This window comes from Bacteroides sp. HMSC067B03 (genome assembly GCF_001811315.1).
Classification (GTDB): domain Bacteria; phylum Bacteroidota; class Bacteroidia; order Bacteroidales; family Bacteroidaceae; genus Bacteroides; species Bacteroides faecis.
Genome location: NZ_KV804289.1, coordinates 106,715 through 122,119, shown reverse-complemented (window position 1 = coordinate 122,119; position 15,405 = coordinate 106,715). Strand labels below are relative to the sequence as shown.

At 46.5% G+C, this 15,405-nt stretch carries 11 protein-coding genes and 1 pseudogene; all 12 read right to left on the bottom strand.

All coding sequences use genetic code 11. From position 1 onward, the window contains the following. Positions 1–402: pseudogene (locus HMPREF2794_RS04610) on the bottom strand (lipase); the annotation flags it as partial. Further along, complete coding sequence (locus HMPREF2794_RS04605; protein ID WP_022300798.1) at positions 395–1,783, bottom strand: SGNH/GDSL hydrolase family protein; 1,389 nt, start codon at positions 1,781–1,783, stop codon at positions 395–397. The gene HMPREF2794_RS04605 and the pseudogene HMPREF2794_RS04610, both read right to left, overlap by 8 nt. A gap of 222 nt (positions 1,784–2,005) precedes the next feature. Then, on the bottom strand, positions 2,006–2,299 hold the full coding sequence (locus HMPREF2794_RS04600) for a PG0541 family transporter-associated protein (RefSeq protein ID WP_008762066.1): 294 nt from the start codon (positions 2,297–2,299) through the stop codon (positions 2,006–2,008). Positions 2,300–2,311: 12 nt separating this feature from the next. After that, a complete protein-coding gene (locus tag HMPREF2794_RS04595; RefSeq protein WP_055269539.1) occupies positions 2,312–5,470 on the bottom strand; it encodes an efflux RND transporter permease subunit in 3,159 nt (1,052 codons plus the stop codon). Positions 5,471–5,500: 30 nt separating this feature from the next. Then, complete coding sequence (locus tag HMPREF2794_RS04590) at positions 5,501–6,517, bottom strand: efflux RND transporter periplasmic adaptor subunit (RefSeq protein WP_010535547.1); 1,017 nt, start codon at positions 6,515–6,517, stop codon at positions 5,501–5,503. Positions 6,518–6,551: 34 nt separating this feature from the next. Next, positions 6,552–7,898 carry a TolC family protein gene (locus HMPREF2794_RS04585; protein WP_010535548.1) on the bottom strand — a complete coding sequence of 449 codons (1,347 nt, stop codon included), beginning with the start codon at positions 7,896–7,898 and terminating at the stop codon, positions 6,552–6,554. Between the two features lie 49 nt (positions 7,899–7,947). Beyond that, positions 7,948–8,598, bottom strand: a complete 651-nt coding sequence (locus tag HMPREF2794_RS04580; RefSeq protein WP_010535549.1) for a TetR/AcrR family transcriptional regulator — start codon at positions 8,596–8,598, stop codon at positions 7,948–7,950. 331 nt (positions 8,599–8,929) lie between these two features. Beyond that, positions 8,930–10,429: a histidine ammonia-lyase gene (gene hutH, locus HMPREF2794_RS04575; RefSeq protein WP_055269540.1), complete on the bottom strand. Its 1,500-nt coding sequence runs from the start codon at positions 10,427–10,429 to the stop codon at positions 8,930–8,932. After that, positions 10,426–11,055 (bottom strand): cyclodeaminase/cyclohydrolase family protein, encoded by a 630-nt coding sequence (locus tag HMPREF2794_RS04570; protein ID WP_055269541.1) that lies wholly within the window; start codon positions 11,053–11,055, stop codon positions 10,426–10,428. Before HMPREF2794_RS04570 ends, hutH begins: the two co-directional genes overlap by 4 nt. A gap of 21 nt (positions 11,056–11,076) precedes the next feature. Continuing rightward, positions 11,077–12,330 carry an imidazolonepropionase gene (hutI, locus tag HMPREF2794_RS04565; protein ID WP_055269542.1) on the bottom strand — a complete coding sequence of 418 codons (1,254 nt, stop codon included), beginning with the start codon at positions 12,328–12,330 and terminating at the stop codon, positions 11,077–11,079. 97 nt (positions 12,331–12,427) lie between these two features. Further along, entirely contained in the window at positions 12,428–13,330 is a 903-nt protein-coding gene (gene ftcD / locus HMPREF2794_RS04560) for a glutamate formimidoyltransferase (RefSeq protein ID WP_008762058.1), read from the bottom strand. A 28-nt stretch (positions 13,331–13,358) separates the two neighbouring features. Beyond that, on the bottom strand, positions 13,359–15,350 hold the full coding sequence (locus HMPREF2794_RS04555; protein ID WP_070751015.1) for a urocanate hydratase: 1,992 nt from the start codon (positions 15,348–15,350) through the stop codon (positions 13,359–13,361). Positions 15,351–15,405: the final 55 nt, after the last annotated feature.

The window sequence follows — 15,405 nt, the reverse complement described above, 5'->3', positions numbered from 1 at the left end:
ATCCGTATAAGAGACAGCCCCAAACGTTTCTTTCAGCAGCGTTCCCGTAGTTTGCGGATAGATATGCCCCCGAATATGGCTGTCACCAATATGAAGAATACGCACCGTATCTTCGGAAAGGCCGGCACGCACCTGACGAAGCCGTTCAAATACGGGTGTCAACAAAGCAATGCTGTCGATAATCTCATTCCTGCCGGTTTCGCGGAAAGCGGAGGGAAAAGATGTCTGCACCGGGATCGTGTCATTTGCCCAGTTCATTTCCCGCAAAGGCTTTATGTGCTTCAAGGTCTTCCCCAATGGAGGACAAGCAGGGATACGGTCTTGCGCCATTCCCTCCGGAAGAAAAGAGAAAACTCCGGAAAAGACTAAGATAAAGATACGCAACAGGCTACTTTTACTCATAAGCACGCCTCCTGTCATATTGTTCCTTACCGTATATCAATGTTTCATAAAGCAATCCGGCCAGATGCTTGCCTCCGCGAAAGTTGATATGCGTATAATCATAGTTCGCCATCGAAGGTTTGGCATGTACCAAATTCGCCATACTGCCCTCGCCGCCCATCGCTTCGAACATATTCCAAAAAGCAATGCCGCTCTCGGCAGCAATGTTCTGCTGATAGCGAATCAGGTTCTTGACTCCCGGCATAGTACGAAGTTCACCGTCTTCAGTCTTATAATCACGGTCACCGACACTTAACAGCAAAATACTCGCCTGTGGAAAACAGTTCTTCAGATGCTCGATAGAAGTAAGCAGCCCTTTCTGATAGTTATCATAATTGCGTCCACGCTCGGTAGCCACGTTCAATCCGTATTCAAGAATAATCAGGTCATAAGGACGTTGCTCGTTAAACTGACGGAGCATTTGTTGCGGAATACCACGCAATGACAAGCCGGAACTACCGCGCAAAGAAAAGTTATCGAGAATGATTCCTTTCTTTCCATCCATGGCCAATCCGTAGAAAAGGGTGGAGTCGGCACGATCTACCGTCCACCGTACAGAGCCGATACGCCCCTCTACAGAAATCTTTTGCAAATCACCGGAAGGTGCCAAAGAGTAGTTCTTATTCTCTCCCCGGTTCACACGTGCAGTAAGATAAACGGAATCTTTATTGTAGAAGAAAATCGAAGCTCGCTGGCAAGTGTCAAGAAGCGAAGCATATTTGCTTTGTCCTCTCAACTCGACGTATGCCCCTTCACGGGGAATAAAGTAATGTCCGGAAATACCTTGCTTCTTTTTATCGAAATAGACGCTGTCCGTCACCGCATGGCTGGACCATCCCCCGAAGGTATGGCGCACAGTAGGACGATAGCCACTCGTCATCGAAGTAATCGTGACAAATCCCACACCACAACCTCCAAAACGTTTCTGAAGCATTTCGCGCAAATCAGCCGTGAATATATCCGCCTCTATGAAAGAATCACCGAAAACGGCTATACGCACCAGTCCGTCATCCTCCGGATTCGAAGAAGAAGTACGATCGAGTGCTTCATAAAAAGAAGCCATACCACAACGGGTGGAGTCACCGTAATCTTCAATACAAGTCATGCCTGCACGACATGTATCAACAAAAGCCGGCTTTACAACCGGAGGTAAAGGTATACTGTCAGAATCGGCTGCCGCCACTTCTTGCTTCGGATAGCGAAGATCACTTAAAATATCGACACGCCTCATCGTGTGTCCGTCGATTGTTATAGCCGGAAGCCAATAAAGTCCGAGCAGCGCTGCAAACACTGTCAGTACAAACCATAACGAATATTTCAGGTAGTTTTTGATAATCTTCATCTTATAAATAGATATAGGCTCTCCTTTTCGTTCTTGTTTTTTACCCGGTGCCGAACCACCCCTTCATCGGTGCCGGAGGAGGTCTTCATCGGTGCCGGAGCACAAGCTCATCGGTGCCAAACGTTTTCGGGCTACAAAGATAGACAAAAGAGAGAATAAAGAAGGGAGAATCTACATTATTTATAGATTCTCCCTTCTGATTATTTATTCACAGTACGAGCGCTAGATCGTCCGTTCAATGTTCCATACAAATGCACGCAAGCCCAACTGTTCGGTCTGCAAGTCCATCTTGTGCAGTGTATCCAGCAACGGGTCAACTTTATTGTCATCAACTACCGTAAGGATAGCAGAGCACATGCTAGGCCAGGCATGGCTGCCGAAGTGCGGATCACCTGTCTTTGAACCACGTCCCTGCACCTTTTCCAAATATGTAAAGCCACGGCAGTTCAGACGGTCGAGCAATGCCATAATCCGTTCGTAATAAGCCTGGTCGAATGTTATCAATACTGATTTCATATTTCTTTTCTGTTATTTCTTAATAATTTCGTCTTTATGTTCCTGGAAGTAAACATCCAACTCGCGCTGACGATGAAGTTTACGACGTCGGTTCTTGATACCGGTTCCGGCAAATACACAGTACAAGGTAGGAATCAGAATCAAAGTAAGAATAGTCGATATTGTCAGACCACCGATAACGGCAATCGCCATCGGACTCCACATTTCAGAACCTTGTCCGCCACCGATAGCCATCGGGATCATACCCAAAACCGTAGTGGCTGTCGTCATCAATACCGGACGCAGACGGCTCTTGCCGGATGTCACCACAGAGTTGATGACTGCCATACCCCGCTCTCGACAGAGGGTGATATAGTCAATGAGCACAATACCATTCTTCACCACAATACCAATCAACATGATACCTCCCAGCAAACTCATTACACTCAACGTACTGCCTGTGAAGAACAATGCCATCAAGACTCCACTAAATGCAAACGGCAGAGAGAACATGATAATGAACGGATAAGTCAGTGACTCAAACTGTGCTGCCATTACGATGAACACAAGAATGACAATCAGAATACCCAGTGTTCCCAAATCACGGAACGAATCCTGCTGGTCCTCGAACGAACCGGAAATCTGAATGGTCACTTCCCCCGGAAGTTCCATCTTATCGATAATCTTATTTCCGGCTGCTACTACGTCACCCAACGGAGCTCCCGAAATAACGGCGGACACAGTAACGATACGTTCACGGTCTTTACGTTCGATGGTAGGGGGCGCGAAACGTTCTACTACCTTTCCGACATCCTTCACGCGTACTGATTCTCCTTTTGCATTATAAATAAGGATATTCTCGAGGCTTTCCAGACTGGTACGATATTCGGGTGCATAACGCACTTTGATATCATACTCATCTCCATCCTCACGATATTTGGAAGCAACGGCACCATTGATACGATTACGCAAATAATTACCTGCAGTAGCCAGGTTCAGTCCGTGCATCGCCAGTTTCTCGCGGTCGAAATCAACCTGATATTCAGGCTGGTAATCGCTACGGCTGATGTTAACCTCAGTTACACCTTTCACGTTCAGCAATTCACGTTTCAAACGGGCGGCCACGCTATCGGTCGTCGTCATATCATATCCGTATATCTCAAAATCGGCACTTGCCTGAGCAGACATACCGGTATTGCTACCTCCCAGAATAACCTGTGCTTTACTGAACTCCGGATAAGCTTTCAAGTCCTGACGCATCTCATCGCAGACTGTTTCCAGCGAAATATCACGGTCGCCCGGGTCCACCAGACTGATGTTGAAGGAAATGATATGCGAACCGTTGTCCTGCATAGAAGCCCAAGTATTATCGGAATCTGCCTGACCTACAGTATAGTTACATACCTTCATGATGTCCTTATATTTAGTCAGCCACTGATTAGTCAGTTTCTCTGAAAGCTCCTGCGCTATTTCCTTTCGTGTACCGATCGGCAACTCAAGCTGAACAGCGATACGGGCATTATCCTGTGCAGGGAAGAACTCCGTACCAATGCCTTTTGCACAAAGCAAACTGACAACAAAGAAAGCGATACAGCTCACAATCACAATCGGACGATGACGAACTGCCCAGTTCAGCATCTTCGCATACCCGGTATCGAGTCCGTCTAACGCCTTCTCAATCGGAGTAAAGAAGAGCTTGAACATTTTCGACGGTCTCTTTTGCAGGCGGAGTAATTGCGAACAGAGCATCGGGGTCAGTGACAATGCCGCCACAGTAGACACAAACATGATGGCACACATCATCCAGCCCAACTGCTTGAAAAGTACACCGGACATACCGCTTACCATTGTCAACGGAAAGAACACGGCAATCATGGTCAGTGTAGAAGCGATTACGGAAATCGCCACCTCATTCGTTCCATGCACTGCAGCCTGTTTCGGGTCCGAGCCACGCTCAATATGCGTCGTCACATTCTCAAGTACCACAATCGCATCATCCACCACCATACCGATGGCAATAGACAGAGACGAAAGCGAAATAATATTAATCGTATTTCCGGTAATTGCCAGATATATGAAAGAGGCAATCAATGAAAGCGGAATCGTGATACAGATAATCAACGTCGCGCGCCAGCGTCCTAAGAAAAGGAACACGACAATCACAACGAACAACAGAGCGTACATTACAGTTTCTGCCAAACTGTCAATCGTGTTCAGGATGTTATCGGAAGTATCTACAATCACTCCCAGCTTCACGTCACTCGGCAGATTCTTCTGCAAGCGCGGAAGGGCTTCTTCTACTTTACGGGAGATTTCTACAGAGTTGGCTCCCGACTGCTTCTGAACTACAATCATTGCCCCCTGCACACCATTATTGTAAGTCTCCTGCGCACGTTCTTCTACTGTGTCAACAATTCGTGCCACATCACGCAGAAATACATTGGCTCCATTGTGCGTACCGACTACGATATCCGCCAACTGCCGGGAATCGTCAAATTCTCCTTCCACACGGAGTGCATACGTCTCACTACCGATATCGAAGTTACCACCCGGAATATTCTTGTTTTCGGCTCCGATAATAGAGCTGATTGTCTCAATGCTCAGATTATACGCTTCCAGCTTATTGGGGTCGCAGTATACCTGAATCTCACGCTGCGGTGCACCACTGATGGACACCGTACCCACACCGGGGATACGTGCCAGAGGGTTAACCACACGGTCATCCAATATTTTGTAAAGCGCAGCCTGGCTCTCATTAGCCTGTACCGAAAGCAATACAATAGGAATCATGTCCGTACTGAACTTGAAGATGATCGGATTCTCGACATCATCCGGAAGCTGAGAACTTACCATGTCAAGTTTATCACGCACATCATTCGTCAGCACGTCAATATCATTACCAAACTCAAATTCCAGCGTAATCAATGACATGTTCTCGGAAGAACGAGAGGTAATATGTTTCAGGTTACTCACCGCATTCAAGGTATTCTCCAGCGGTCGGGTAACGTTATTTTCTATATCCGAAGCACTTGCGCCAGGATATGCGGTCATTACCATGATCGTATTTGTATCAATATCCGGATACAAGTCGATAGGTAACTTAGACAAAGAGAAAAGACCAAAAATCACCACTGCCAGAAAGCAGAGGGAGGTCATAATCGGTTTCTTAACCGCACCTTCGTATAAACTCATTTCTTTATCGTGATTAGTTTAATAGTGATTTTACTTCTCGATCTCTACTTCTGTACCGTTTATCAGACGTGCCTGTCCGGCCACTACCACCTGTGAGTTATCGGGCACACCGGATTTCAGCTCATACTCCGAGCCCATACGTCTGCCTAACTCTACTTTGTTGTAAGACACCTTGCCATCTTTATAAACGTACACATAGCGATCACCGGAACCTGCCTGTTTCACAATAGCCAAGTCGGGCACTACGACATTATCCGCCGTACCGAAGTTCAGAGTAGCACGGGCAAACATTCCCGGACGTACACGCTGATCTTTGTTGTCCAACTTGATCTCGATCTGGAAAGTACGGGTAGTTGCGTCGATAGTCGGATAGATCAGGCTGATAGTTCCCTTGAACAGTTCGTCACCATATACATCCAGCTTCACATCTACCGGTTCACCTTTCTTCACTTTCGTGAAATAGGTTTCAGAAACGTTGATCATCAGCTTGACCGGAGTAATCTGCTCGACTACCAATACCGGACTGCCTCCGCTATACATATCACCATTATCATAATTACGGGCAGTGATTACTCCATTGATCGGGCTCAACAGGAAAGTATTCTCCACCAGATTATCATAGGCAGTCTGCTTCACATCGAGCTGCATCTTCGAAGCATCCCACTCTGATTTAGAAGCACCACCTACTTTATATAGCTCGTCAATACGATTAAATTCTATTTTCTGATTGTCCAGTTGCAGTTTCGTTTGTGTCAGATTGGCTGCATCCATCTGTACCAACTTCTGACCTTTGGATACACGGTCGCCCACTTCTACCAGAATCCGGTCGATGCGGACAGGTGACGAAGGAGCAATGTTGTTCTTTACTTCAGCTTCCACCGTCGCTGTGTAATCCTGTATCTGATCTACGGGACGGGCCGTTACATCAGCCACTTTTACTCTAGGCTTCTCGTCTTCCTGTTTCAAAGCAGCCTTATCTTTTCCACCCGTACATGAGGTCATAACTACTGTCAATAGCAGAGCCACTAATTGGATACCTTTTTTCATATTCCTTAGTTGTAATTTTAGTTGTCTATCTTCTTTATTGTTTTCCCAAAACCTGATCAAGGTCAGCCTTCGCTGTCAGGTAATCGTAGATTGATTGATTATAAGTAAGTTGTGCCTGTGTCAGGGATACTTGCGAACTATTAAGTTCGAGTACGGTTCCCTTACCTACTTCGTAACGTTTTCCGGCAATCTGCACCGCTTTTTCAGCTTGCATCACGTTTTCCTTGTTGCTGACAACCTGTTCTGAACTGGCAGTCATATTGTTACGGTAGCTTACTACTTGCATATTCAGCTTTCTCTCCGTATCAATGCGGTTCCAGTCGAGCTGGCGCATCTGGATGCGGGCTGATTTTACTTTCGTAAAGTTGCTCGCTCTATACAAAGGAATACTCAGATTGAACATCAAAGATGAACTGTTGCTCCATGTATAATCAAAGAAATTGATATTCGGATTATACAAAGACTGATACTGATAAGAGAAACTCATCGACAAAGTAGGTATAAAGTTCGTTCTCAACGACTTCACGTTCTTTTCGAGCAACTTCATATTCAACTCAAACTGCTTCATCGTCGTATTATTATCCAAACTCATATCTTCTTCTTTCAACTGATTGGCAAACAGCATTGATTCGTAGTTTGTCAGATTATCGTCAGTCTTAATATCTACATCTGCCGTAATTCCCATCAGCACTTTCAACTGGAGTTTCGCCAGCGTCACAGCATTAGCGGCAGAAATTACATTTGGTTTGATGCTACGCATCTGCACCTCTGCACTGATCTTATCAAATTCGCTGACTGCTCCTTGTTGATATTTAGCGTTCACAACGTTGAAATTATCTTCTGCCAACTTATAACTGCCCTGAAGTACTTCATAACTATCCTGAGCAAGCATCAGCTGATAATAAGCTTTAGTTACCTGATTGATCAGATCCAGTTCGGAAGCACGTGACTTCTCTACCGCCAGTTCGATATCCGTCTTTGTCATTGACATAGCCCGGTAAACTGCCGGTGCAAACAAAGGTAGGTTAATGCTCAGTCCGGCATTAGCGGTATTCGTACCGTCTTGCCCCATCTTGAACGACATGTCGTTCAGTTTCATTTCAGCCGCTTTGATCGTGTGATCCAGTGATCCGTTTAGGCTTGCTTCAGGTAGCAGACTCTGCCACGCTTCCTTACTTGCAACTTTCTTCAAGGCAATTTCTTCTGCTGCCACCTTTATCGTAGGATTCTCATCCAACGCTATTTCCAGGGCTTTATCCAGCGTCAGCGTCAGCGTATTCTGCGCTGTCTGTTCTGTCTGAGCCTTTGCAAAGCCAAACGCACAGAGCGCCATTGCTGTCAGAAGCATTTTCTTGCCTGTCAATCTTTTCAATCTGTTCATAAACTCGTTTCTATTTGATCCTTAATTGTTTGTCATCCGAATCTTACTCCTATTGTTGTTCGACCCGGTTTTTACGATATTCTGATATAAATTCTTCTAAAACTCTGGCTCCTTTTTCCGTGGAAATACCACGTATATAAGTAAACATGATGGATTCGTATACTTCTATAAAAGGATATTCGTTGCAAATATCCGTATTCAACAACACATCGAACTGTTCGCGTACCAACAGGTTGACTATCTCAAAGTTGACATCCGAACGAAAAATACCTTGCTCCACACCCGACTTAAAAAAAGACATCGTCTTTTCCGAGTCACTTTCACTACGGTCTTTCATCATTGCATACACCTTCGGATATTTCTTGATATCCTCAAAAAAGCGTTTATTTGTCTGGTGAAAGATCTCAATACTCTTCTGAAAAACAGCAAGTATAACCTCCAGCACATTATTAGATTGTTCGTATATTGCCTGTAAGTATTTGTCTCTTTCAGCCTGTTTATGCAGAATACACTCCTTCAATAATGATTCCTTATCTGCAAAAACCTCATAGAGCGTACGTTTGGAAATTCCCAATGCTGCCGCAATGTCATCCATCGTAATACACTTAATACCTTTCAAAGTAAAAGCTTCTGTCGCGGTCATTATGATCCGTTCTCTCAACTCTGCCTTTTGGGACGCGTCTCTTCCATGCTCCATCATCACTCTTTTTTAGATTTTGTTAGACTCAGTTTACTATAAATTCACCACTTTAGGGGAAAAACGGAACAAAGATATATAGAAAACTCAATTAACAAATCAAGTTTCCTTTTATTTATAGCCCATTTGATAAATATTATCATTCACTAGAGGTATATGAAAACAAGTGTTAATAGGAAATACAGAGCAAAAGTAAGGAATAGCGGTATATGAAGTAAAGTTTTATCGTTATGAAGAGGGAAATAACCGGTAAATGCCGGATAAATACCGATAAGAATCGATATGTTATCCGGCAGTAACAGTCACCCATTATTAACGATAAACAAAAGGAGGTTTAGTACTCTAACTTAGTCCTTTTTAAAAAAGCAACTGTTTTATGTATCTCTTTGTACATCACGATGTCATCTTTCACAAAAGGCACTTCTTTCCGATAAGCATTCAGGAAACTCTCCAAAAGCGGAGAGGTTTTCAACGGACGGCGGAAATCGATACCCTGTGCGGCATTCATCAGTTCGATAGCAAGGATATGCTCCAGATTATCCATCACTTTATAAAGTTTAGTCGCGGCATTGGCGCCCATACTTACGTGGTCTTCCTGTCCATTAGACGAGACAATGGAATCGCTTGACGCGGCATAACAGTACATTTTGTTCTGGCTGACCATAGATGCAGCGGCATATTGTGGAATCATGAAACCGGAATTTAGTCCCGGATTGGCTACCAGAAACTCCGGAAGTTCACGGAGCCCCATGATCAATTGGGAAACACGACGTTCGGAAATATTTCCCAGTTCTGCCAAAGCAATGGCGAGAAAGTCATAGGAAATGGCAAGTGGCTGGCCGTGAAAATTTCCACCGGAGATGATTCTGTCTTCATCAGGAAAGATCGTGGGATTGTCTGTAACGGAATTAATTTCAGTCAGCAACACGGAAGAAACATAGCGGATAGCATCTTTCGTTGCGCCATGCACTTGCGGGATACAGCGAAAAGAGTAAGGATCTTGCACGTGCGCCTTAGGACGCTCGATCAGTTCACTGCCAGCCAGCAGCTTACGAAAGGCCTCTCCTGTTTCTATCTGTCCGGGATGAGGGCGTATCTGTTGGATACAATCCATAAACGGGTCAATGCGCCCGTCAAAAGCCTCAAGAGAAAGGGCAGCTATCAAATCGGCCTTTTTAGAGAGACGGAAGGCTTTGAGAATAGCAAACACACCATTGGCACTCATGAACTGTGTACCATTGAGCAACGCAAGCCCTTCCTTGCTCATGAGCCGGACGGGCTCCCAGCCAAATTCGTCGAGTACGCTGATTGCTTCGCATTTCTTTCCTTTATAGTTAACGTCGCCTACACCAATCAGAGGAAGAAACAGATTTGCTAATGGGGCAAGATCGCCGGAAGCACCCAAAGAACCACGATCGTAGACAATGGGCAGTACGTCGTTATTGAAAAAATCGAGAATACGCTGTACGGTAATAAGTTGTACGCCACTGTGCCCCAACGAGAGAGCATGGGCTTTGAGCAGCATCATCAGTTTGATAATGACAGGACGAATTTCTTCTCCTACACTGCAAGCATGGCTCTTGATGAGGTTTTCCTGTAAGGTTCCCAATTCGTCGGGAGATATATTTTTAGTACATAAAGAACCAAAGCCTGTAGTAATGCCATATAAAGGTTCTTCGGAAGCAGCTATTTTATGGTCGAGATAATCACGGCATTTCTGAATGCGGAGCTTGGCTTCGGGAGCCAGTTCCAGCTTCAGATTCTCGTTGATGATCCGTTCGATGATTTCGAAGGTCAGTTCTCCGGAACCTATTTGATACACATTCTTGCTCATACGCGTAAATCTTGGTTGACGGCATCCAGTAATTCTTTCTCTTTCCGGCAGGCGGTTTGCTCTATCCGGTCCGCTTCGGCTTGCAAGCCCTGGACAAATTCTTTGTCTTTGAGTACCCCCAGATTAATGCGGACATTCAGCAATGCCCCCAATACGGCGGATCGTGCCGCCATCATGGCTACACAGGCGTCTGTAATAGCGTTCCGGTTTCCCAGACGGGCGATGTCTGCTATGACGGGCATCACTTCAAGTGCTTTCCGGGCAACTTCCATCGGAATGAGGGCGGCATGCCTGGTGGCTTCCTGAATGGCAGCGCTGCGGGCAGCTTTTTCTTCATCGGTAGCTTTGGGAAGTTTAAAACAGGCAAAAACTTCATCATAGGCTTCGGAGTCTTTATCAATCAAGGCGACGAATTCTTTTTGGAATCGGGTGGTAAGCGTCTGTGCGTGCTGCATTACTTCTTCGCTGGCTTCATATCCTTTCTTTCCGATGGTGAGTCTCGTCACCATCGTGGCCAAAGCAGAAGCCAGCGCTCCGCCTAAAGCAGCAATACTGCCACCGCCGGGTACCGGATCATTGCCGGCTACCTTATCTAAAAAATCTTTTACGGTTAAATCTGCTAACATGGTATTTTATGCTTTTAGTTATCAATTGACGGGGTATAACATACCGCCTTTAATAGTCATGATGACACAGTTCATGCCTACGTAGTATGGCAGAATGTGATAATTGTCCGAATTCAGTATGACAAAGTCACCTTGCTTGCCTACTTCGATACTTCCGATCCGGTCTGCCCGATGAAGGGCAGCAGCTCCGTTCAGTGTAAGGGCAGTGATGGTTTCTTCGATGCTAAGTTTCATGTAAATACACGCCAAAGCAATGGTCAACGGGATGGAACCGGAGAAACAGCTTCCCGGATTCAAGTCTGTGGCAAGTGCTACGGCACAGCCGGCATCAATCATTTCACGACCGCGTGCATAAGGTTCTTTCAGCGCGAAAGCCGTCAGAGGCAGCAGGGTAGCTACTACTCCTGCATCGGCCATTGCACGGATTCCGGCATCGGAAGCCTGAAGCAGATGATCGGCAGACAAAGCGCCCAGTTCGGCAGCCAGCTCAGCGCCACCAAAGGAAACGATTTCATCGGCATGGAGCTTTAACAGGAAGCCTTGTTCTTTGGCTTCCCGAAGGAGACGGCGGGACTGTTCGACAGAGAAAACTCCTTGTTCGCAAAAGACATCACAACATTCGGCAAGTTCGTTCTCGCGGATAACGGGGAGCATTTCACGAATCAGAAAGTCGATGTATTCGTCTCCTCTTCCTTTATACTCTTCGGGAAGGGCGTGGGCTCCTAAGAAAGTGGATACAATGTCGATACGTTTGTGTTCGTCATTGTTCAGGCTGCGCATTATTTTCAGTTGCAGCAATTCTGTTTCCCGATCGAGTCCATAGCCGCTTTTGCCTTCTACCGTGGTGACTCCCATAGCACTCATCTTCTTCAGAAAACCTTCGGCTGCCGAGCGAAGTTTCAGGAAATTCATTTGCCGGGTAGCTTTTACGGTACTGGCTATCCCTCCGCCATGTTCCATGATGGACATATAGCTTTCGCCTTTCAGCCGCCATGAAAATTCTTCGGAACGTTCTCCGCCAAAAACAAAATGGGTATGCGAATCGACAAAGCCCGGAAGCAGGCAATGTCCCCGGGCGTTGTAATGCCAGTAATGCTGGTAGTAGCCGTCACGATCTTCGCCACGGCTCTCACCGACGTAAGTGATGATGCCTTTGGTCACTTCTACCGTTCCGTTTTCTATGATACGGAGTTGTCCCATTTCCGCACCTTTACGGGCGGAGGTTCCTGTCGGGGTGACAATACGGGCATTGAATATAATCAGGTTTTCACTCATTGATCTTTTATTATTCGGTTCTTACTATTTCAATCATAAGTCGATATAAGTTTCAGCAGCTTTATATCGGACACACATTATTTGAATACTCCGGGCGCTATTCCATGATACGCGCTTCCAGCACCTGCTGCATGGAGAAATTCTCCAGTCCTAAATAATAGGAGGCCGTATCTATCAGCGCTTCCATCGGCACCAGACCAATGATCTCACTTCCAACAATCGTCACTCCATAGCGACGGGCCTCAATACGCACCAATTCGAAAGCACGGTAAAGGGCGGTGCGGGTGTAATCGGTCATATTAATGGATACTTGGGTGATATTCCGCTCTTTCAGTTCCACCCCCATTGCTTTGACGTAGCGGAGACCGCCGTTGATATGCCGGATATTCTTTGCTATCTTCGTGGCTATTTCAAGATTATTGGTACTCAGATTGATGTTATAAGCAACCAGCGGCATTCGGGCACCGATAGCTACCGTTCCGGCAGTGGGATGACGCTCGGCAGGACCGAAGTCGGGCTGCCATTCGGGAAGTCTGATTTTCTCCGCCATTCCTTCAAATTCTCCCTTACGGACGGAGGCCAGATTTTCCCGATGCGGAGCTGTGGCGGACTTTTCATACAGAAAGACAGGGAGATTATATAGTTCCGCCACCCGGGAAGCCACTTCTTTCGACAGGGCGACGGCTTCTTCCATCGTCGTATTCTTGATCGGAATGAAAGGAACCACGTCCACCGCTCCCATGCGGGGATGCTGTCCGCTATGATGGTTAAGGTCTATCAGACGGACAGCAATGCCGATAGCTTCAATGACTGCATCGCGCAAGGCTTCCGGTTCGCCAACCAAAGTGACTACCAGACGGTTATGATCTTCATCATTGCTATAGTCGAGCAGCTTCACGCCGGATTTGCCACGAAAAGGGGCTACTATCTTGTCTATTTTCTCCAAATCACGTCCCTCGCTAAAGTTGGGGACACATTCGATGATCTTACTCCAATTCATATTTATTTCTCTATTTCGTTACTTTCTATTACAATACTTCTTTTATTGTCTTTTTAATCAGCTCGTCATCAACCAGATAAGGCATCGTTATATGATACCCTTCCGAATGTGATTCATTGAAAGCGTCACTAGTTTCCATTGCATGCGGATTGCGGGCCCACGAACGGCGGGCCACTCCGCCCATCACATCCCAAAGCATAGCCGAGCGAAGTATCTCGTCTACCCGTTCGCTGCCGTCACATACCATGCCGAAGCCGCCATTAATCGCTTTTCCGATACCGACTCCGCCGCCATTATGCAGGGCTACCAAGCTCATGCCACGGGCGCAGTTTCCGGCAAAACACTGCACGGCCATATCAGCCATGACATTACTTCCATCTTTGATATTCGATGTCTCACGGAAAGGCGAATCGGTTCCACTCACATCATGATGATCACGGCCCAACATGATCGGTCCTACTTCTCCCCGCCGTACCATTTCATTGAAACGGAGGGCGATATTCATTCTTCCCACGGCATCCTGATAGAGAATACGTGCCTGAGTACCTACTACCAGCCTGTTCTTTTCGGCGTCGCGTATCCAGTTATAATTATCCAGATCCTGTCCCCGTCGATTGACATCAATGCACTCCATTGCGGCACGGTCCGTTTTTATCAGATCTTCGTGCCTACCGCTCAGACATACCCATCGGAAGGGGCCATAACCATAATCAAAGAGTTGGGGTCCCATGATATCTTCTACATAACTCGGCCATATAAATCCGTCTTTCTCATCAACGCCATTGCGGGAAATCTCTTTCACTCCGGCATCATAAACCGCTTTCATAAAGGAGTTGCCATAATCGAAGAAGTAAGTGCCGCGTGCCACCAGTTTCCGGATTACCTCAAAATGGCGGCGCAAGGAAGCGTCTGCCAGACGACGGAACTGATCAGGGGATTCATGAAGAAGGCGGGTCCGCTCTTCGAAAGTCAAGCCTGCGGGACAGTAACCTCCTTCGTAAACGGCATGGCAAGAGGTCTGATCGGACAAAAGTTCAATATGAATCTGCTCACGTTCCGCATATTCCAGCAAATCGACGACGTTGCCATGATAGGCTACCGAGCAAGGTTCCCGACGTTCCATCGCTTCTTTTGCCAGACGGAAAGCCTCCGACAAGTCTTGTGTGACATGGCCTACCCATCCCTGCCGATAACGTGTTTCGATACGGGAGCTATCGACTTCGGCTATAATAGAGGCTGCTCCGGCTATTTCGGCTGCCTTTGGCTGTGCCCCGCTCATTCCTCCCAAACCGGAAGATACGAAGAAGTGACCACGCAAATCTTTGTCCTGCGGAATGCCGAGTTTCAATCGTCCGGCATTGAGTAATGTATTGAAAGTGCCATGAACAATACCCTGCGGACCGATATACATCCAGCCGCCCGCCGTCATCTGCCCATAGTTGGCAACTCCCATTTGTGCGGCAATGTGCCAGTCGTGCTGATTGTCGAACTGACCTATCATCATAGAGTTGGTAATAATAACGCGGGGAGCATCGGGACGGGAACGAAACAGTCCCAACGGATGTCCGGACTCAATGACCAGTGTTTGCTCAGGAGTAAGTTCTTCGAGATATTGCTTGATCAGAAGGTATTGCATCCAGTTCTGACAAACTTGTCCGGTTTCACCATAAGTAACAAGTTCATAGGGATACAACGCGATATCAAAACAGAGATTGTTGTCAATCATTACTTGAAAGGCTTTGCCTTCCACACATTTGCCACGATATTCATCAATCGGTCTGGCTTTCAGATCGCCTGCGGGGCGGAAGCGGTATCCGTAAATTCGCCCACGGGTACGCAATTCTTCCATAAATTCAGGTGCCAGTTGCTCATGCAATTCCAAGGGGATATAGCGCAATGCATTCTTCAATGCCGTAGCTGTCTGCGCCGGCGTAAGCGTATAACTACGGTCGGGGGCCCTCCGGATACCTTCTATGAAAGCTGGGTAGGGAGGTAACGTGTTGCCAAGAGTTATCTTCATAATAAGCAGAATTAAGGATTACAAACTGTAAGCAATACAGTTCTATAACTCTTCG